At 72.5% G+C, this 18,838-nt stretch carries 23 protein-coding genes and 2 pseudogenes; 9 read left to right on the top strand and 16 right to left on the bottom strand.

From position 1 onward, the window contains the following. Window positions 1-260: pseudogene (locus tag GSF22_RS15420) on the top strand (flagellar biosynthesis protein FlgA); the annotation flags it as partial. Between the two features lie 35 nt (window positions 261-295). Here GSF22_RS15420 and GSF22_RS15425 read toward each other — a convergent pair. Continuing rightward, window positions 296-475, bottom strand: coding sequence for a hypothetical protein (locus GSF22_RS15425; RefSeq protein WP_208814291.1), 180 nt, complete (start codon window positions 473-475; stop codon window positions 296-298). Between the two features lie 74 nt (window positions 476-549). On the opposite strand from GSF22_RS15425, the gene GSF22_RS15430 reads away from it, so the two are divergent. After that, window positions 550-924 carry a translation initiation factor 2 gene (locus GSF22_RS15430; RefSeq protein ID WP_307804014.1) on the top strand — a complete coding sequence of 125 codons (375 nt, stop codon included), beginning with the start codon at window positions 550-552 and terminating at the stop codon, window positions 922-924. 65 nt (window positions 925-989) lie between these two features. Here GSF22_RS15430 and GSF22_RS15435 read toward each other — a convergent pair whose 3' ends face one another. Next, on the bottom strand, window positions 990-1,472 hold the full coding sequence (locus tag GSF22_RS15435; protein WP_208814273.1) for a DUF2231 domain-containing protein: 483 nt from the start codon (window positions 1,470-1,472) through the stop codon (window positions 990-992). A gap of 145 nt (window positions 1,473-1,617) precedes the next feature. On the opposite strand from GSF22_RS15435, the gene GSF22_RS15440 reads away from it, so the two are divergent. Beyond that, complete coding sequence (locus tag GSF22_RS15440; RefSeq protein WP_208814274.1) at window positions 1,618-2,046, top strand: Fur family transcriptional regulator; 429 nt, start codon at window positions 1,618-1,620, stop codon at window positions 2,044-2,046. Window positions 2,047-2,082: 36 nt separating this feature from the next. Further along, window positions 2,083-2,946, top strand: a complete 864-nt coding sequence (locus tag GSF22_RS15445) for an oxygenase MpaB family protein (RefSeq protein WP_208814275.1) — start codon at window positions 2,083-2,085, stop codon at window positions 2,944-2,946. Window positions 2,947-2,985: 39 nt separating this feature from the next. On the opposite strand, the gene GSF22_RS15450 is transcribed toward GSF22_RS15445, so the two are convergent. The 11 genes and pseudogenes from GSF22_RS15450 to GSF22_RS15500 form a co-directional block, all read right to left on the bottom strand. Continuing rightward, the gene (locus GSF22_RS15450) at window positions 2,986-3,807 is read right to left on the bottom strand and encodes a RecB family exonuclease (protein WP_208814293.1); all 822 of its coding nucleotides are present in this window, start codon (window positions 3,805-3,807) and stop codon (window positions 2,986-2,988) included. Between the two features lie 174 nt (window positions 3,808-3,981). After that, window positions 3,982-4,596, bottom strand: coding sequence for a MarC family protein (locus tag GSF22_RS15455; RefSeq protein WP_208814276.1), 615 nt, complete (start codon window positions 4,594-4,596; stop codon window positions 3,982-3,984). Between the two features lie 106 nt (window positions 4,597-4,702). Next, complete coding sequence (locus GSF22_RS15460) at window positions 4,703-5,590, bottom strand: PHP domain-containing protein (RefSeq protein ID WP_208814277.1); 888 nt, start codon at window positions 5,588-5,590, stop codon at window positions 4,703-4,705. Window positions 5,591-5,700: 110 nt separating this feature from the next. Beyond that, window positions 5,701-6,930, bottom strand: a complete 1,230-nt coding sequence (locus GSF22_RS15465; RefSeq protein ID WP_208814278.1) for a hypothetical protein — start codon at window positions 6,928-6,930, stop codon at window positions 5,701-5,703. A gap of 53 nt (window positions 6,931-6,983) precedes the next feature. Beyond that, complete coding sequence (locus GSF22_RS15470; RefSeq protein ID WP_208814279.1) at window positions 6,984-7,733, bottom strand: SigE family RNA polymerase sigma factor; 750 nt, start codon at window positions 7,731-7,733, stop codon at window positions 6,984-6,986. A gap of 103 nt (window positions 7,734-7,836) precedes the next feature. Continuing rightward, window positions 7,837-8,709 (bottom strand): PH domain-containing protein, encoded by an 873-nt coding sequence (locus tag GSF22_RS15475; protein WP_208814280.1) that lies wholly within the window; start codon window positions 8,707-8,709, stop codon window positions 7,837-7,839. 6 nt (window positions 8,710-8,715) lie between these two features. Beyond that, a complete protein-coding gene (locus GSF22_RS15480) occupies window positions 8,716-8,874 on the bottom strand; it encodes a hypothetical protein (protein ID WP_208814281.1) in 159 nt (52 codons plus the stop codon). Between the two features lie 116 nt (window positions 8,875-8,990). Beyond that, entirely contained in the window at window positions 8,991-9,674 is a 684-nt protein-coding gene (locus GSF22_RS15485) for a DUF6758 family protein (protein ID WP_307804015.1), read from the bottom strand. Window positions 9,675-9,844: 170 nt separating this feature from the next. After that, window positions 9,845-10,465: pseudogene (locus GSF22_RS15490) on the bottom strand (TrmH family RNA methyltransferase); the annotation flags it as partial. Between the two features lie 61 nt (window positions 10,466-10,526). Continuing rightward, window positions 10,527-11,057, bottom strand: coding sequence for a hypothetical protein (locus GSF22_RS15495; RefSeq protein WP_208814282.1), 531 nt, complete (start codon window positions 11,055-11,057; stop codon window positions 10,527-10,529). Between the two features lie 88 nt (window positions 11,058-11,145). Continuing rightward, entirely contained in the window at window positions 11,146-11,661 is a 516-nt protein-coding gene (locus GSF22_RS15500; RefSeq protein WP_208814283.1) for a MaoC family dehydratase, read from the bottom strand. Window positions 11,662-12,254: 593 nt separating this feature from the next. Between GSF22_RS15500 and trxA the strand changes: the two genes are divergently transcribed. The 3 genes from trxA (at window position 12,255) to GSF22_RS15515 (ending at window position 14,223) form a co-directional block, all read left to right on the top strand. Continuing rightward, window positions 12,255-12,617, top strand: coding sequence for a thioredoxin (trxA, locus tag GSF22_RS15505; RefSeq protein WP_208814284.1), 363 nt, complete (start codon window positions 12,255-12,257; stop codon window positions 12,615-12,617). 227 nt (window positions 12,618-12,844) lie between these two features. Next, complete coding sequence (locus GSF22_RS15510) at window positions 12,845-13,282, top strand: hypothetical protein (RefSeq protein ID WP_208814285.1); 438 nt, start codon at window positions 12,845-12,847, stop codon at window positions 13,280-13,282. Continuing rightward, window positions 13,267-14,223 carry an HTTM domain-containing protein gene (locus GSF22_RS15515; protein ID WP_307804016.1) on the top strand — a complete coding sequence of 319 codons (957 nt, stop codon included), beginning with the start codon at window positions 13,267-13,269 and terminating at the stop codon, window positions 14,221-14,223. Before GSF22_RS15510 ends, GSF22_RS15515 begins: the two co-directional genes overlap by 16 nt. Here GSF22_RS15515 and GSF22_RS15520 read toward each other — a convergent pair. Further along, window positions 14,190-14,609 carry a thiol-disulfide oxidoreductase DCC family protein gene (locus GSF22_RS15520; protein ID WP_208814286.1) on the bottom strand — a complete coding sequence of 140 codons (420 nt, stop codon included), beginning with the start codon at window positions 14,607-14,609 and terminating at the stop codon, window positions 14,190-14,192. The genes GSF22_RS15515 and GSF22_RS15520 overlap by 34 nt on opposite strands. A gap of 78 nt (window positions 14,610-14,687) precedes the next feature. Between GSF22_RS15520 and GSF22_RS15525 the strand changes: the two genes are divergently transcribed. Continuing rightward, window positions 14,688-15,734, top strand: coding sequence for an Rv2578c family radical SAM protein (locus GSF22_RS15525; protein WP_208814287.1), 1,047 nt, complete (start codon window positions 14,688-14,690; stop codon window positions 15,732-15,734). A gap of 26 nt (window positions 15,735-15,760) precedes the next feature. Further along, window positions 15,761-16,168 (top strand): CoA-binding protein, encoded by a 408-nt coding sequence (locus GSF22_RS15530; RefSeq protein WP_208814288.1) that lies wholly within the window; start codon window positions 15,761-15,763, stop codon window positions 16,166-16,168. 232 nt (window positions 16,169-16,400) lie between these two features. On the opposite strand, the gene GSF22_RS15535 is transcribed toward GSF22_RS15530, so the two are convergent. Further along, window positions 16,401-17,597 carry an acyl-CoA dehydrogenase family protein gene (locus GSF22_RS15535; protein WP_208814289.1) on the bottom strand — a complete coding sequence of 399 codons (1,197 nt, stop codon included), beginning with the start codon at window positions 17,595-17,597 and terminating at the stop codon, window positions 16,401-16,403. Window positions 17,598-17,748: 151 nt separating this feature from the next. Continuing rightward, window positions 17,749-18,555, bottom strand: a complete 807-nt coding sequence (locus GSF22_RS15540) for an SDR family NAD(P)-dependent oxidoreductase (protein ID WP_208814290.1) — start codon at window positions 18,553-18,555, stop codon at window positions 17,749-17,751. Window positions 18,556-18,838 lie beyond the last annotated feature (283 nt).

Raw genomic sequence — 18,838 nt, forward strand, 5'->3', positions numbered from 1 at the left:
TACCGGTACGGCTCGCCGAGCCCGCCGCGCTCGCCGTGGTCCGACCCGGTCACCGGGTGGACCTGCTCGCCGTGCCACCGTCGTCGACCGGGGAGCCGCTGCTGCTGGCACCCCGGGCGCTGGTGCTGGACGTGCTCGACCAGCCCGGGACGGTCGGCGTCGACGGGGCGGCCCTCTATCTGGCGCTCGACCCCGGTCAGGCGGAACGCGTGATCAGCCTGCCGGAGGGGAGCCGGCTGGCGGTGGTGGTACGCGGTTGACGGACCGGCCAGGCCCGACCCCGGTGGTCGGCCCGTCAGTCCCAGTGCGGCGGACGCTCGGCCAGCAGCCGGTCGTCGTTGCCGCGTACGGACTCACCCCAACCCCGGTCGGTGTCGTCCATCGTCTGCTCGGGGAGCACCACCAGCTCCTCGGTCAGGTCGACCATGCGGTCGTCGTCGGTCAGCCCGGCCATCTGCGGCTCCTCCGTCCTGATCAGCACGGACCAGGGTAGCCCGGCGCACCGTGCCGTCGGTAGCACCCGATGGAACGTTGGTAGCGTCGGAAGGCGTGACCACGCCAAGCGGACCCGGCCCCGCACCGATCCCCGGACCGGACGACAGTTACTGGCGGCGGCCGGCGGCGGACGCCGGGGATCCGGGTGCCGGCCCGTCCGCACCGGCGCCTCCTCCCGGGCCGGTACCGCCGGCCGGGCAGCCCGCTCCCGGGTACCCGGGGCCGCCCACGGCACCGCCGCCGGCTGCGGACTGGCGTCCGCCGGTGCACCTGCGGCCCGCTCCGCCCCGGCGGCTCCCCGCCCAGGATCCCGGCCGGCTCGACGATGCCGAGCGGAGTGCCCGGACCGTCACCTACGGGGTGGGCCTGATCGCCGGAGCCGTCGCCCTGGTGCTGATCTGCCTGCTCTGTTCCCGGCTGGTGTTCTGACGGCCCGCTCCGTCACCGGGTGCGGTGCGGACGGTCCGCTCCCGGGTGCCGACGGTCGTCGGCGGTCAGACCACGCCCTGCCACACCGCCTGCGCACCGGAGTCCCCGGTCAGGAAGACGTAGACCGCAGCGACCACGGCGAGGACGACCACCAGCCCGCTCAGCGCCCACCCCGACCAGGACGGCAGGCCGGCCACCCGGGGGCGCCCACTGGTGACGAAGAGCAGCAGCCCGGCCACCACGGCCAGCGCCAGGGTGACCAGGAACAGCACGTCGGCGTACTCGGCGTGCTCCTCGATCTGGGCCAGGATGTCCGGCGGGTAGCCCTTGGCCCGGAACGCCTCCTCCAGCGCCTCACCGGACTCCTTGGCGAACCAGGTGGCCACCGGGGTGGCGACCGCCAGGACCGCCACCGCCCAGCCGACCTTCGGACGCCAGCGCGGTACGACGGCGTACGCGACTGCGAGCAGCACCAGCAGCGGGACGAACACCACCGCCGCGTGGACCAGCAACGGATGCGCCGGAAGACCCTGAATCTCGTCGAACATCCCGACACCTCCGACAGGTACGTCCCGTTCCGTTCCGCAAGAGTACGGCCGGGTCACCGCGACGCCCAGGGATCGGGTGTGTCGGGGGCCACCCCGGGCCGGAGGTCACCTTGTCGCCCCTGAGCACCCGTGCTGTCATGGAGCCATGTCCAGTGCTGAGGAGTTGTTGCGGTCCCGTGGCCTGCGGGTCACCCGGCCGCGTCTCGCGGTACTGGACGTCCTCGCCGCCGGCGGGCACCTGGAGGTCGACGAGATCACCCGGCGGGTCCGGGAACGCCTCGACTCGGTCTCCACCCAGGCGGTATACGACGTTCTCGGCGCGCTCTCCCGCGCCGGCCTGTCCCGCCGGATCGAGCCGGCCGGCAGCCCCGCCCGGTACGAGGCCCGGGCCGGGGACAACCACCACCACGTGGTCTGCCGGGGCTGTGGCGAGATCGAGGACATCGACTGCACGGTCGGCAGCGCCCCCTGCCTCGACCCGGACACGGCCCACGACTTCGAGGTCGACGAGGCCGAGGTGACCTTCTGGGGTCTCTGCCCGGCCTGCCGGGTCCGGCGGGACGCCGACGACTGAGGTCGCTCGCCCGTCGGGCGTGGCACGCTTGGAGCCATGGCATCCGACGATCTCGGGCTCTTCGGGCCGGATTCGGTGACCTGGAAGGTGCACGCGGAGCCGATCCTCCTGGTCGGCGGCCTCCGTTCGCTCTACCTCCAGGCGTTGCACCCCCGGGCGATGGCCGGCGTGGCGCAGAACAGCAGCTACCAGACCGACCCGTGGGGCCGGTTGCTGCGTACCGCGACGTACGTGGCCACCACCGTCTACGGCACCACCGCCGAGGCGCAGGCAGCCGGCCGCCGGCTGACCGCGTTGCACTCCCGGCTGCGGGCCCGGGACCCGTCAACCGGGACGGAGTTCCGCATCGACGAGCCGGACCTGCTCCGCTGGGTACACGTCACCGAGGTCGAGTCGTTCGTCGACACGGCCCGTCGGGCCGGCCTGACGTTGACCGACGACGAGGTCGACGGCTACTACACCGAGCAGCGCCGGGCGGCGGCCCTGGTCGGTCTCGACCCGGCCACCGTCCCCGGTACGGCCGCCGAGGTGGCCGCCTACTACGCCGAGGTCCGCAGCGACCTGCGGATGACCCGGGAGGCGGCCGAGACCGCGCTGTTCCTCACCGCGCCACCGCCACCCGGGACGCTGAGCCGGCCGGTACGCCTCGGACTGAGCCTGGGCCCCACCCGGTGGGCGTACCTCGGGGTCGCCGGCACCGCGTTCGGACTGCTCCCGGCCTGGGCCCGCCGGATGTACGGGACCCTCGGCCTGCCCACCACGGCGTTCTCCGCCGAGGTGGGTGTACGCGCGTTGCGTCTCGCGCTCGGCGCCGTACCCCGGCGGTACCTGGAGGGACCGATCTACCAGGCGGCCATGGCCCGGGCGGCTGCGGCGCAGGCGGCCCGGGTGGCTGCCTGACCCGACCTGATCGCGGCCGGACCGGCTCCGGCGGTACCGCTAGTCGGCGCGCTCCACGGCCGCCCACGGTTCCCGGCCCGGCGTCTGCGCGCCCTCCGGGCAGGTCCGCCGGTAGTCGCACCAGCCGCACCGGGTACCCGGGGTGGCCGGGAAGGCGTCGTCCGGGTCGTCTCCCCCGGTGACCGCCCGTTCGGCGGCCATGATGTCCCGGGCCGTCTCCTCGGCCCGGCGGAGCTGACGGTCCAACGACTCGGCACTGTGGTCGTGCCCGGCGACCGTCCCGGTGGGCAGGTGGTGCAGTTCCACCCGGCGGCACGGACGGCGGAAGACCCGCTCGGCCGCGTACGCGTAGAGCGCCAGGGCCTGGGAGCCCCGGGCGTCGTCGGCGTCCAGCCCGGTCCGGCCGGTCTTGTAGTCGACGATCACCAGTTCCGGGCCGGACGGGCCGGGCCGGGAGTCGATCCGGTCGGCCCGCCCGTTGAAGGCCAGCACCCCGGTCTTGACCGCGACCACCCGCTCCACGCCGACCGGCTCGGCCGTCGGCTCCTGACCGTCGAGGTAGGACTCCAACCAGCCGAGGGCCCGCCGGAAGGCGGCCCGCTCCTGCTCCTCGTCGCGGTAGCCGTCGCGCACCCACGACCCCTTGAGCAGGCCGGCGACCGCCTCCGGTCGGCGCCGGTCGACCGGCAGCGCGTACCAGCCGCGCAGCGCGTTGTGCACGCTCGCGCCGAGCGAGTTGTGCGCCCAGGGCGGGCCCTTCTGCGGGGCGGGCCGGTCCACGTACGCGTACCGGTAGCGGCGGGGGCAGTCGGCGTACGCCCCGAGCTTGCTCGGGGTGCAGACGAAGAGCCGTTCGGGCATGCCGGCGAAGCCGAGCTGCTCCGGCTCACCGCCGGAGCGTGGTCGGGGCGGCTGGGCCCGGCGGTCCGGCCGACCCGCCGGTAAAGATGCACTACGCACCCGTCGATCCTAAGGAAGGGCCCCTTGTTAACGCATTCGGTAGAGGAAGGGCCCCTTGTTAACAACTGCGCCAGCTCATCCCATCTGGAGGTAGTCGCGGACGAAGGCGGCCACCGCGTCGGCGATCAACTGCACCGCGATGGCGGCCAGCAGCAGACCGGCGATCCGGGTCAGCACCTCGATCCCGCCGGGCCGGAGCACCTTGACGATGCCGCCCGAGAACCGGAGCACGATCCAGACCGCGACCATCACCGCCACGATCGCCGCCGCGATGGCGGTGTAGTCCGTCGGCCCGTCGGCGCGCTGCACGAACAGCATGGTCGCCACGATGGCACCGGGGCCGGCGAGCAGGGGCGTACCGAGCGGGACCAGGGCGATGTTGGAGGTGGCCTGCTGACCGGGGTCGTCGGCCTTGCCGGTGAGCAGTTCCAGGGCGACCAGTACGAGCAGCAGCCCACCGGCGGCCTGGAGGGCCGGTAGCGAGACGTGCAGGTACGCCAGCAGGGTCTGCCCGGCGACCGCGAAGACCACGATCACGCCCAGAGCGAGTGCCACCGCCTGCCAGGCGGCGCGGTTGCGTTCCCGGGCCGGCAGCGGGCCGGTGAGGGCGAGGAAGATCGGCATCATGCCCGGCGGGTCGGTGATGACCAGCAGGGTCACGAAGACCTCGCCGAACAGTTTGAGATCCACCCGATCACGGTAGCGGCGCCGTTTTCCGGCGCGCCGCGGATCAGCCCGAAGCGATCGGGGTCACCCCGCTGGCCGGCCGGCGACCACCGGCCGTCATCCTGCAACCTCAGACCGAAGCGACCGGGGTCACCCCGCTGGCCGCGTCGACGATCCGCTCGTACGCCTCCGGGGTGGTGGTGAACGCACCGAGTTGGACCGTCTTGTGGGTGCCGTGGAAGTCCGACGAGCCGGTGACCACCAGCCCGAGGTCAGCGGCCAGGGCCCGGACGTGGGCCTGCTCGGCCGGCGAGTGGTCCTCGTGGTCGGCCTCCAGGCCGAACAGCCCCGCCCCGGCCAGCTCGACGATCAGCGAGTCGGGCACGATCCGGCCCCGCCGGCTGGCCCGGGGGTGGGCGAAGACCGGTACCCCACCGGCGGCCCGGACCAGCCGGACCGCGTGGAAGACGTCGATGTCGGCCTTGGGGAGGCGGTACCGCTGGCCGAGCCACTGCGGCCCGAACGCCTCGGTGGTGGTGGCGACCAGCCCGGCCCGGATCAGGGCGGCGGCGATGTGTGGCCGACCGACCGTGCCGCCGGCTGCGCCGGCCAGCACCTCCGCCCAGCTCACGTCGATCCCGTCGGCGTTGAGCAGGGCCACGATCCGCTCGGCGCGTACCTCCCGGGCGGCCCGGACCCGGGCCAGCTCGGCGGCCAGGTCCGGTTCGGTCGGGTCGAAGAGGTACGCGAGCAGGTGCAGCGGGATCGGCGGGTCCGCGCCGTACCACCGGCAGGAGATCTCCGCTCCCCGGACCAGGGTGAGCCCGGCCGGCAACGCCGCCAGTGCGGGTGCCCAACCGTCGGTGGTGTCGTGGTCGGTGAGGGCGAGGATGTCGAGCCCGGCGGCGCCTGCCGCGCGGACCAGTTCGGCGGGGGTGAGCGTGCCGTCGCTGGCGGTGGAGTGGGTGTGCAGGTCGATCCGGGCGGTCGGAGCGGGCGGGTACGCGGGCCGGGTCATGGTCCGACGCTACCGGCGTCGGATCTGCGGGAACGGGCCGGCCGGGCCCGGCAGGGTCGCGGCGGTCAGCTGGCTGGTCATCACCACGGCCACGGCGGTCGGGCGGGGCGTCACCGGGTTGTCGGGCCGTCGACGCCCCCGACGACCAGCAACGATCCGTCGCTCCGCAGGGTCGTCCGGTCCACCGTCCCCCCGGCGGCCACGGCCGGGGCGGCTATCCGGACGAGCGTGCCGTTGCGGTCGGCGTGCGTCAGGGTCGCCGGTTCGGACCACCGGCCCGGGGCGGTCAGGGGCGGACCGGCCGCAGCCGGCGGTGCCGACGCACCGTCGAAGGCCCGGTTCAGGTCGACGAGCAGGGCCACCATGGCCGGGTCACCGGCGCGTTGGCCGTTGGCGACCAGCCATCGGCCGTCCGGCGAGACCTGGCCGACGCCGCCCCGGGTGAGGGTGAGGGTGCAGGCGGTCCGCAGCGGGGCGAGCTTCCGCGCCGGGTCGAGCAGGGCCAGGCAGGGCCGGCGGGTCGGACCGGTGACGACCTGGCCGACCACCCGACCGTCCGGCAGTACGCCGTAGACGGTCGCCGTCTCGGTGTTCCATGCGGGGTCGAAGTCGCCCTGCCCCGGCCGCCAGAGGGCGTAGCCGCCGCCGGGGGCGTCGAGGCGTACCACCACGGCGTCGCCGACGAACCCGACCGGGGCCGCCCGGGAGGGCAGCGGGGTACGGACGGTGGCGAGGGCCTTGCCGGCGATGATCCCGGCCGCGAAGAGTTCCGTACCGTCCCGCCAGGCGACCTGTCGCCCGTCGGTGGCCAGCGCCACCGCTTCGACCCCGGCGAGCACCACCTGCGGTGGGTGCTCCCCGTCGACGAACCAGAGGGTACGGCCGTCAGCCGCCGGTGCGCCGACGACGAGCCACCCACCGGAGATCCGTTGGACCCGTTCCACCGCCCCGACCGGGGTCAGGTCGATCCGGTCCCCCTCCCGGCTGTGCAGCACCGTACCGAGCACGAGATCGACCGGTGGCCGTTCGTCGGCGCCGGACGGGAGGACCAGCAGGGGAGGCGACGTCGGGTCGGCGGGTCGGGGTGCGCTGTCCGGGTCACCGATCACCACGATCTGGCCGGGATGCCGGCCCGGTCCGCCGCTGATCTGGGCGACCCCGGCGCTGACCCCGGCCGTCGCGACGGCCGCCAGCGCCAGGCCCGCCATCGCCCGGCGGCGCTGGATGTGCCGGCCCCGGCGGATGGCCAGGCCCGCCGGGTCGGCGGCGAGCCGGACCGGGTCCGCCACCTGTCGGGACAGGGAGTCCCGCAGGGCGCGTTCCAGCCTGTCACCTGCCACGGAAGGTGAACGCCCGGACTGGCCGGTCCGGTTGTCGAGGTTCGACGACGTGTTCACCGGGGTTCTCCCACGCTTGCCCGTACCGGTGTCCGTACGACTGCCGGAGCCGACGGTACGGCCGGGGCGTCCGGCCGGTCCTCCGACGGTACCGGCGATGCGGCGGCAGCCGCCGCCGGGCGTGACCCGGTCGGCTCGGGGGACCCGGCGGGCGCCGCCCCGCCCGTCGGGCGGACGGTCCGCTGCGGTACCTCCCGTCGACCGCGACCCGGACGGGCGGGCGGCGCGTCGCCTTCGGGCAGGTCGATCCCGGCTTCCGGGCCGAGCCGACGACGCAGGGTGGCCAGGGCCCGGGAGGTCTGGCTCTTCACCGTACCCGGGGAGATGTCGAGCAGCGCCGCCGTCTGCGCCTCGGAGAGGTCCTCGTAGTAGCGCAGCACCAGCACCGCCCGTTGCCGGGCCGGCAGGGCACGCAGGTGCTGCCAGAGCGCATCCCGCTCGACCTGCTGTTCGATCTCGTCGGGTACGGCCCGCTCGGGCAGCACCTCGGTGGGGCGTTCACCGTGCCAACGCCGGCGCCACCAGCTCGTCGAGGTGTTCACCAGGACCCGGCGGGCGTACGGCTCGACCGCCTCGATGCCGCCGAGCCGCTTCCAGGCGAGGTAGGTCTTGGTCAACGCGGTCTGCAACAGGTCCTCGGCGGTCGCCCAGTCCCCGGCGAGCAGGTAGGCGGTGCGCAGCAGCGCGGCGGAGCGGGCCGCCACGAACTCGCGGAACTCCTCCTCCAGGCTGTCCCTGGCCGCCACCGATCGCCTCCCCCGCCAGACTCACCAGCAGGCTGTCACACCGGGCCGGTCCGAGTCGACGGCGGGAAGGTGCGGGTGCCCTCCGATGAACGGGTGGAAACCTTCAGGCGCCGTCGTCGGCCTTGGCCTCGTCGGCCTCCTTGCCCAACCGCGCTTCGACGGCCTGCGGCTCGTACATCTCCTCCACGACACGCAGGTAGAGCTCGTTGGGGTTGGGCAGATTCTTGATCTCGCGGAGCGCCTGGTCCTGGCCGGCGGACTCCAGCACGAAGGTGCCGTAGTTGAGTGCCCGCCCGGTCGGGGACTGTTCGTACTTCATGTCGGTGACCCGGGCCAACGGCATCATGGCGACCTTACGGGTGATGATCCCGTTCACCACCATGACCCGCTTGTTGGTCAGGATGAAGCGGTCGTACCACCAGTCGGCGACCTTCCAGGCGACCCAGCCCATCACGACGAACCAGGCCAGCACCGCCACGGTGGTCAGTGCCCCCACGTCCTGACCGGCCAGGAAACCGGAGAGGTAGCCGAGGACGAAGGTGGCCGCGATCCCGACGAGCAGCGGCGTCGCCAGGTGGATCCAGTGCCGCTTCCACTCGCCCCGGTAGCGCTCGGTGGGGAAGAGGTAGCGGGCGACCAGCGAGCTGGGCTCGTCCTCCAGGGGGAGCACCCGACGCGGCCCCGAGGGCAGACCCGAGGCGTCCACCCGCAACCCGGCCAGCTCGTCCTCAGTGAACTGCGGGGGCTGGTAGGCGGTCTCCGGCTCCCGGACCCAGGCCCGGCCGGACCGGTCCTCGCCCGGATAGCCGCTGCCGGTCGGGTAGCCCCCGTCGTCCGGAAAGGATGGTCCGTCCGGACCGTCCGGTCGACCCAGCCCGTCGTCGGGCCGGACACGCGGGATCGGTTCGGTGTCCCGGTCCCGTTGACGCCGTTCGTCGTCGTCGGGCTCGGGCGGCTCGCCGGGCGGCTGTCCCATGGGCGGCTAGGCGACGAGGTTGGTGAAGAAGTCGCCGAAGCCCTGCGCAATGTCCACGATGCCGCCACCCAACGACTTGAAGACGTCAGCGGCGGAGTCGGGGCGGAATGCGATGAAGAAGATCAGAAATGCAAGTCCGGCCCAGGTGAGAACCTTCTTGACCATGACGGGCCTTCCCTCCACGCGGCGCCGGTGTGCCGTACCGCAACAGTACCCAGAGTATCAGTGACGTTTCTTACCGTGAATATCTACGTATGTTGTCCGCCATTCCGGGCGGCTTGTCAAGCCTTCCCGTGCAGGTACGGAGAGGGAGCGCCGTAAACAAGCTCGGGCGGTGTCCACTCAGTGAGATCCTGTAGGACGATCTCCTCCGCGAGGACATGACCCGCGCTCGCCGGCCAGGCTATCGCATGGAGCCAAATTCCCCGAGCCTCGCCGGCGTAGGCGCTCCGGTCTGTCGGTGATCCGACGGGCCACAGTGGAGTCGGGTGACCGCCGGCCCGGATCTTGGCGTGTGGCAGGTGCTCCGGATGGCCCGGCCCCGGCTCGGTCAGCGCCCCGACCAGTTCCGGCCCCGGGTCGGGGCCCGGGATGCCGGCGTAGCGGGTACCCAGGCCGACCCCGGGTTCCTCGGCGACCAGGATCAGGTCGGCGGGGCCACCACCGAGCGGCGCCGGACCGGCGCAGGCGACCACCGTGGCGCGTACCCCGCCCCGGTCGTCGCCGGCCCAGCCGACCCCGGTGACGGTCCAGCCCGACGGCAGCGGCCAGGGGCACCAGAGCGGCATCGGGGACTTCCCACCCCGGATCCGCTCGGCGGCGCTGGCCAGGATCTCCGGCCCGACGTTCGCGGGTACGTGGTACGGCGGCACCGGTCCGCAGCCCGCACAACGCCAGTCGGAGTTCATCAGGTCGGGCGCCCGGACCCGACCACCACATCGTGGGCAACTCACCGCGACACTCACCCGCCCACCGTCCCGCCGTGTCGCGCCGCAGTCAAGGGGACCCGCCCGATCATGAACCGGTTCGTCGGATTCGTAGGTCTCGACCAGGATCAGATGGATTCGAGCGGTTGGCCGACGCCGACCCCGGGAGCCGGTCGACCGGCAGCCCCGGGTACCGGCGGCCCCGGGTCGGCCGGGGGCGGTCCGGCGTGCGCCCGGATCCAGGCGTGCATGGCGATGCCGCTGGCCACCCCGGCGTTGATCGACCGGGTGGAGCCGTACTGGGCGATGGAGAAGAGCTGGTCGCAGGCGAGCCGGGCGGCGTCGGAGAGCCCCGGCCCCTCCTGCCCGAAGATCAGGATGCAGCGGCGGGGCAGGGTCACCGTCTCCAGCGGACGGGATCCGGGAAGGTTGTCGATCCCCACCACCGGCAGCCCGTGCCGGGCGGCCCAGTCGGCGAACTCCCCGACCGTCTCGTGGTGCCGGACGTGCTGGTAACGGTCGGTCACCATGGCGCCCCGACGGTTCCACCGCCGCCGGCCCACGATGTGCACCTCGGCGGCGAGGAACGCGTTCGCGTTGCGGACCACCGTGCCGATGTTGAAGTCGTGCTGCCAGTTCTCGATGGCCACGTGGAAGTCGTGCCGGCGCAGGTCGAGGTCGGCGACGACCGCCTCGTGCCGCCAGTACCGGTACCGGTCGACCACGTTGCGCCGGTCGCCTGCGGCGAGCAGCTCGGGGTCGTAGCGCGGGTCGTCCGGTGGGTCGCCGGGCCACGGCCCGACGCCCACCTCGGGCTGCTCACCGGTCACGGTCGTCGAGGGTACGCCGGCAGCCGGCCCCCGGTCCGGCGAAGGGTACCGGCGTCGGCGCTCAGCGCAGGCCCAACGCCTCGCCGAGGCGTTCCAGGAACCGGCGGTCGGCCGGCGACCCCGGCGCGTCGCCGGCCCCGTGCCCGTCGCCGGCCGCCCGGCAGACCCGGGCGGCCACCGACTGCACCCACTGCCGGTAGGCGGCGGAGTCGGCCGGATCGGCCCGGCGCCCGAGTACCCGGACCGCAGCCCGGCAGGAGGCGAGAACGTCGATCAGGTCGGTGAGCGGGTCGACCCGGGGCCGGGGCGCCACGGACTCCGCGTAGACGGCTGCGGCGACGGCCCGGACCAGGTCGCTGTCGAACGCCCGGCCGGCGGCGAGCCCGTCCAGCCCGGCGAGGCCCTCGGCGACACCCCGCCGGGGTCGCCCCGGACCCGGTGCGGTGGCCACGACGATCACCTGACCGGGCAGCCGGGTCAACAGCTCCCACTCGGCGGCCGAGTAGCCGGCCTCCGGCGCGCCGGACCGGTGCCCGGCAGAGGGCGGCTCTCCGGCGACGGAGTGGCTCATGGGGACCTCCGGCGCCAGCATATGCCCGCCGGTCGTGGGCCGGGCCGGGTCCGGACGGAATCCCGACCGGCCCCGGTGGGCGTGGTTGCCGGCACCGGTGCCGGACGTGCTAGCGCGGCTCGGGGAAGCTGGGGCGCTCGGGGTCCACCCCGTCGGGTACGGCCGCTTCGGCGTACTCCCGCTTGGGCACCATGACCTTGCGCCGGAAGACGCAGACCATGGTGCCGTCCTGGTTGTAGCCGCGGGTCTCCACCGAGACCACACCCCGGTCCGGCTTCGACCCGGATTCCCGCTTGTCCAGCACGGTGGTCTCGCCGTAGATGGTGTCGCCGTGGAAGGTCGGTGCGACGTGCCGCAGCGACTCGACCTCCAGGTTGGCGATCGCCTTGCCGCTGACGTCCGGGACGGACATGCCGAGCAGCAGGGAGTAGATGTAGTTGCCGACCACCACGTTGCGCTTGAAGTGGGTCGCCGTACCCGCGTAGTGGGCGTCCATGTGCAGCGGGTGGTGGTTCATGGTGAGCAGGCAGAAGAGGTGGTCGTCGTACTCGGTGACCGTCTTGCCGGGCCAGTGCCGGTAGACCGCGCCGACCTCGAACTCCTCGTAGTAGCGCCCGAACTGCATCGTTGTGCCTCCCGACTCCACGGCGATGAAGTGAGGCACAGCATGCCCTACCGCTGGTCAATACAAGAGTGGGGGCGTTCGGCGCCGCGAGATGTCACAGCACTACCGGGTTGGTCCGAGGGTGCGGTCCGGGGCCGGAGTCACGTCATCCGAGGCTGGACGCAATGAGCGGCGGGGCCCTCCCCGGCACCCGCCGCCCACGCTCTGATGCATGTGATTCTGCCGCACGGGAGGGGTGCACAGGAAGACTTATGACAGAGACTGAAGTCACATTTATCATTTTGTAACAGCACTCAGAGTAGTCGCACTCTCGCCGAAGATCGATCAAGGCAGGTGGGGTTACCGCTCGTCAACCCCAGAATTTCCACGGTGACGCCGCGTCATGATCAGCGGATCTTGGAAACGCTCCCATCACCACCTGTCACGCAACTGCAAGATGCAATTGCAGATTGCGGCGATCTCGTCAACCGAGGATCATCGATGAGCATGAGCAACTTCACCGGACCGGGGTTTGGACTCCGGCCGACCGGGAATTCCCCGGGTTCCGACCTGGTTCCATCGACGTAGGCAACCTACGGTGATCGGAGAGAGCAATGGCAACCGTTGAGCTGACCTCGGCGAACTTCGACGAGGTGACGAGCCGCGACGGCATCGTCCTGGTCGACTTCTGGGCCGAGTGGTGCGGGCCCTGCAAGCGGTTCGCCCCGGTCTACGAGCGCTCCTCCGAGAAGCACCCGGACATCGTCTTCGGCAAGGTGGACACCGAGGCCCAGCAGGAGCTCGGCGCGAAGTTCGACATCCGCTCCATCCCGACCATCATGGCCATCCGGGACGGCGTGATCGTGTTCGCGCAGCCCGGTGCGCTGCCCGAGTCGGCCCTGGAGTCGGTCATCTCCCAGGTCCAGGCGCTGGACATGGACGAGGTCCGCAAGAAGCTGGCCGGCCACAAGCACTGAGCACGCCGCGACCGCGCCGGTCGGGCCCGATGGCCCGACCGGCGCGGTCCGCGTTTCACCGCCACCCGATCGGCGCGGTCGCGTTCAGCCCGTCGACACGATCGGCGCGGTCCGCGTTTCGCCGCCGACCCGACCGGCTCCCCTTCGGGGACTGACCGGACGTACCGCAACGAACAGGCGAAAGTGGGGCCCCGGGGGCGGTGCATATCGCGTATGGTCGCCAGCCGATGGACATGTTGACGACCCGGGGTCGCGCCGTCCGGCTGATCGCCTCCGCCGTCGGCGCGGCACTGCTGCTCGCCGGCACTCTCTGGGGGACGGACGACCACTTCCCGTTCGGGCCGTTCCGGATGTACTCGACCTCCAACCCCGCCAACCAGCCCGCACCGGACACCCGGGTGGAGGGTGTGGACCGGACCGGATCCGTGGTCACGCTGGACGAACGGCGTACCGGCATCCGGCGCGCCGAGATCGAGGGCCAGCAGGACCGGTACACCGCCGAGCCGGAGCTGCTCCGTGAGGTCGCCGAGGCGTACGCCGAACGCAACCCGGCGGCCCCGGCGCTGGTCGAGGTCCGCGTGGTCGTCCGGTGGCACGGGATCCGGGACGGCCGACCCACCGGCCGGTTCCACGACGAGACGGTGGTGTCGTGGCTGGCACCGTGACCGGCGTCGGCCGGTGGCTGACCGAGGCGGTACCCCGGGGTCGGGTGGCCGCCTTCCGCACCCTGGTCTACCTCTTCGTCGCCGCCGACCTGGTGATCTTCACACCGTGGGTACGGACCCGCGCGGACGTCCCCGGTGAGCTGTACCAGCCACTGCTCGTCGGCCGGCTCCTGCCGCTGCCCACCCCGACCCCGCTCCTGGTCCACACGATCTTCTGGGTGCTGCTGGCCCTCGCCCTGCTCGCCGCGACCGGCCGCGCCCCACGCGCGCTCGGCTGGCCGGTCTTCCTGCTCTATCTGGAGTGGATGATCATCGCGATGAGCTACGGCAAGGTCGACCACGACCGGTTCGGCCTGCTCGTCGCCCTCGCGGTGCTGCCGACCGCCGGGGCGGCCCGGCACGGCGACCGGACCCGCACCGAGGCGGGCGGCTGGGCGCTACGGGTCACCCAGATCGCGGTGGTCTGCACGTACTTCCTGGCCGCCTGGGCGAAACTGCGCTTCGGCGGGCTGGAGTGGATGACCGGCTCGGTGCTGGCCCGGGCCATCCTCCGGCGCGGCACCGACCTGGCGGACCTGATCGCCGGAGTGCCCTACCTGCTCATCGTCGCCCAGTTCGGCATCATGGCGTTCGAACTGGGCAGCCCGGTGGTCTTCCTCCTCCGGGAACGCTGGCGGCACCTGACCATCGGCTTCTTCTACTCGTTCCACCTGGTCACCATGGCCACGATCACCATCTCGTTCGCGCCGCATCTGGTCGCGATGACCAGCTTCCTGCCGCTGGAACGGGTCCGGCCGCTGCACTGGTTGCGGCAGACCCTGGCGGCCCCGCCCGCCCCGACGCCTTCCGGCCCGACGGAACGGCCTGCACCGCGTCCCCCGGTACAGGCCGACGACGGCGACCAGGATCAGGTGGTACCCGGCCGCCCGGTGGTGCCGTAGAGGCGTTCCCGGGCCTCCTGCGGCAGTGCGCAGGCAGCCGTACCGCCCGGCATGCGGTGCCGGTTGCGGGCCACCCAGCGGTACGCCGGCCAGGCCAGCAGGCGCACCGGCGGCAGACGCAGCACCGCGCCGGCCACCCGCCAGAGCGGGCCGCTGTCGCCGAGCAGCCGGCCGATGGCGTCCGGCCCGGCGGCCCGCCGCCCGTCCGCCCCGACCCACTGGACGGCCTCCTCGCACTCCGCCTCGGTCAACCCGAGGGTGGCGAGGTCGGCGAACTGCCAGGGCACCACCCGGGCCCGGGTGGGGATCCGCCGCTCGATGAAGTTGGCACAGGTGGTGCAGAACGCGCAGTCCCCGTCGTAGACGAAGGTGCCGGTGCTGGTCATGCCTCCATCCTGCCCCGTCCGGAGGAACCGCGCCGCACCGGCTTGCACTTCCGTCGTACGCATGTTCGAATATGGCCCATGCGCTGGGAACACCTCGCCGCTCCCCCGGTTGAGGGAAGCCCCCCGGTGGCAGCGCCGGCGGCACCACTCCTGCCGCTGGCGCTGCCCGGCGCGACGGTCCGGACCTTCGACACCCCCGGCTTCGCCGGCATGACGTTCTACGAGGTCCGGGCAAAGTCGATCATCAACCGGGTGCCCGGCACCTCCCGGGTCCCGTTCGAGTGGACCGTCAACCCCTACCGGGGGTGCAGCCACGCCTGTGTCTACTGCTTCGCCCGCAACACGCACACCTGGCTCGACCTGGACGCCGGCGCCGACTTCGACCGGCGGATCGTCGTCAAGGTCAACGCGGGTGAGCTGATCCGCCGGGAGCTGGCCGCGCCCCGGTGGCGCGGCGCGCCGGTCGCGATGGGCACCAACGTGGACTGCTACCAGCGCGCCGAGGGCCGGTACGAACTCATGCCGGAGATCCTCGGGGCGCTGCGGGACTTCGCCAACCCGTTCTCCATCCTCACCAAGGGCACCCTGATCCTGCGGGATCTCCCCCTGCTCCGGCAGGCCGCCGAGGTCACCCGGGTCGGGTTGTCGTTCTCGGTCGGCTTCGTCGACGAGACGCTGTGGCGCACGGTCGAGCCGGGTACGCCGAGCCCGCAGCGCCGGCTGGATGCGGTCCGTACGCTCAGCGACGCCGGATTCGACGTCGGGGTGCTGATGGCACCGGTGCTCCCCGGCCTCACCGACACCGACGAGTCGATCGAGGCGACGGTGGCTGCGGTCGCCGCCGCCGGGGCGACCGGCGTGACCCCCCTCGCGCTGCACCTGCGCCCCGGCGCCCGCGAGTGGTACGCCGCCTGGCTGGCCCGGGAGTTCCCCCGACTGGTACCCCGGTACCGGGAGTTGTTCGGGGGTGGCTCCTACCTGCCGGCCGCATACCAGCGGGACCTGGTCGCCCGGGTCCGGACGGCGGCCCGCCGGTACGGCCTGCCCCGCCCCGGCGTCGTTCCGACCCGCCCGTTGGCGCCTGCCCCGTCCCCGTCGGTGAACGAACAGCTCACGCTGCTCTGAACGACCGGCGACGGTAGAGTCACGGGGTGCGTACCGCGAAGCAGATCCTCACCCGGACCGCCACGATCGCGGTGGTGGGCGCGTCCCGCGACCCGCGCAAACCGGCGCACAGCGTGCCGTTGCAGATGCAGCGGTTCGGCTGGCGGATCATCCCGGTCAACCCGACCGCCGACGAGCTGTTCGGGGAGCGGGTCTACCGCTCCCTGGTCGAGATCCCGCACCCGGTGGACCTGGTCAACGTCTTCCGGCCCGCCGAGGACGCGGTCGACGTGGTCCGACAGGCGGTGGCGGTCGGCGCGCCGGCCGTCTGGCTCCAACTCGGCATCGTGTCGCCGGAGGCCCGCCGGATCGCCGAGGAGGCCGGACTGGACTACGTCGAGGACCGGTGCCTGGTGGTCGAGCGGGCCGCCGCCGGCCTGACCCGGGTGGCCTGACCGGCTGACCGGCACCGTCGGTCGGCGCCGGTTCGGGTTCCGCCGCAGCCGGGGCAGACGCCGGTCGCCTTCGACGCTGTCGAGCTGCTCCGTTCACGCGTGCAGCGGACCCGGACCAGTACCGCCGCAGCCCGGCGGCACCTGCTCCGTCTGTGCCAGCAGCTCGACAGCGTCCGGTACACCCACCGCTCCTCCGACGGCGGCGACGCCGGACGTCACCCGCCGCCGGGTGTCAGAGCTTGTACTCCTTGAGCAGGCCCCGGGAGATGATGGTCTTCTGGATCTCCGAGGTGCCCTCGCCGATCAACAGGAACGGCGCCTCCCGCATCAGCCGCTCGATCTCGTACTCCTTGGAGTAGCCGTAGCCGCCGTGGATGCGGAACGCCTCCTGCACCACCTCGGCGCAGTACTCGGAGGCGAGCAGCTTGGCCATGCCCGCCTCGACGTCGTTGCGCTGCCCGGCGTCCTTGAGCCGCGCGGCGTTGACCATCAGGGCGTGCGCCGCCTCGATCTTCGTACCCATCTCGGCGAGCTTGAACGCGATGGCCTGGTGCTTCGCGAGCGGCTGGCCGAAGGTCCGCCGCTGCTGGGCGTAAGCGACGGCCAGTTCGAAGGCGCGGACGGAGATGCCGCAGGCCCGGGCGGCCACGTTGACCCGACCGACCTCGATGCCGTCCATCATCTGGTAGAAGCCACGGCCCACCTTGCCGGCGCCACCGAGGATGGCCGACTCGGGGACGGTCACCCCGTCGAGCACCATCTCGGTGGTCTCGACGCCCTTGTACCCCATTTTGTCGATCTTGCCGGGGATGGTGAGCCCGGGTGCGGTCTCCCCGAAGCCGGGCTCCTTCTCCAGCAGGAAGGTGCTCATGTTGCCGTAGACCGAGTCGGCACCGGTGTCGGTCCTGACCAGGGTGGCCACCACCGAGGAGTACGCGCCGTTGGTGAGCCACATCTTCTGCCCGTTGAGCACGAAGCGGTCACCGTCACGGACCGCCCTCGACTTGATCGCCGACACGTCCGACCCGCACTCCGGCTCGGACATGGAGAACGCACCGCGTACCTCGCCGGTGGCCATCCGGGGCAGCAGCGACGCCTTCTGCTCGGCGGAGCCGTGCTGGGAGATCAGGTACGCCACGATGAAGTGCGTGTTCACGATGCCGGAGATGGACATCCAGCCCCGGGAGAGTTCCTCGACCACCAGGGCGTAGGTCAGCAGCGACTCGCCGAGGCCGCCGTACTCCTCGTCGATGGTGAGACCGAACAGTCCCATCTCCCGCATCCCGTCGAGGATGGCCGTGGGGTACTCGTCGGCGTGCTCCAACCGCTGGGCGTGCGGGATGATCTCCTTGTCGGCGAACTCCCGTACGGTCTCCAGGATCGACCGCTGCACGTCGGTCAGGCCGGGGGTCTGAGCGAGTCGGGCCATCGCAGCCTCCGTGATCGGCACACCTACTGATCGGTAACTGAACGTTCGGTAAGTATCGACCCCCGGCCCGGCCAGGCCAAGGTGACCGGTCCACACATCAGCTGTGAAAAGGTTCACCGCCGGCACCGGCCGGCGGGAGCCTCCGCGACCGCTACCGGAACTGCGCCTCCCGGACACTGTTGCCACCGTCGACCACCAGCATCTGCCCGGTGATGTAGGACGCGGCGGGTGAGCAGAGGAAGGCGATCGCCGCCGCCACCTCGTCCGGCGTACCCGGCCGGCCCACCGGGGTACCCAGCCCCTGCTTGATCTCCGCCATGGTGGAGGCCGCCGTGTAGATGGTGCCCGGGGCCACCGCGTTCACCGTCACCCCGTCGGCGATCATCTCCATGGCCAGCGCCCGGGTCAGCCCCACCACCCCGGCCTTGGCCGCCGCGTACGCCGCCTCGGTGGGCAGAGCGTTGATCGGGCCGGCGGTCGCCGCGAGGTTGACGATCCGCCCCCAGCCCCGTTCCGCCATGCCCCCGATGAACGCCCGGCTGCACAGGAAGGCCGTGTTCAGGTTCCGGTCGATCTCGGCGCGCCACTCGTCGTACGTCAGCTGGCCCACCGGACGCAGCACCTCCGGGCTGGCCCGGCTCGCCAGCCCCGCGTTGTTGACCAGCACCTCCACCTCGCCGAGCTGTTCGGTGATCGCGTCGGCGAGCGCACCCACCTCGGACTCGTCGGTCAGGTCGGCGACGAACCCGGTCGCGCCCAGCTCACCGGCCCGCTCGTGGATCCGGCGGGTGGTGGAGACGATCGCGACCCGGGCCCCCAGGTCGACCAGCCGTCGTGCCGTCGCGTACCCGATGCCGTCACTGCTGCCCGCCCCGGTGACCAGCGCGACGCGCCCGTCCAGTCGGGAGGTGACCGGCTCGGCCACCGGGACCGCCTCGTCGCGTACGTCGAATCCCATGCCGTGATCCTGCCCGCTGGGCCACTCCCGGGCAACGAAGTGCACCGGCGGGGCGGACCGGCTGGTCGATCGTGACTACCCTGACGGCGCAACCCTGCGTACGACGGAGAAACCTGATGACCTACCCCCCGCCAACCGGCGACCCGAGTTCGCCGGCCCCGATCGGGCAGCCCGCCGGCCCGCCGCCCGACCCGACCATGCCGTACGGCGGCGCGCCGGTCTCCGGCCAGCCGGGCGGCGACGCGTACCCGGGCTACGGCCAGCCGGCAGCGAACCCGTACGC

The sequence above is a fragment of the Micromonospora echinofusca genome, from assembly GCF_017614955.1.
GTDB lineage: Bacteria > Actinomycetota > Actinomycetes > Mycobacteriales > Micromonosporaceae > Micromonospora > Micromonospora echinofusca_A.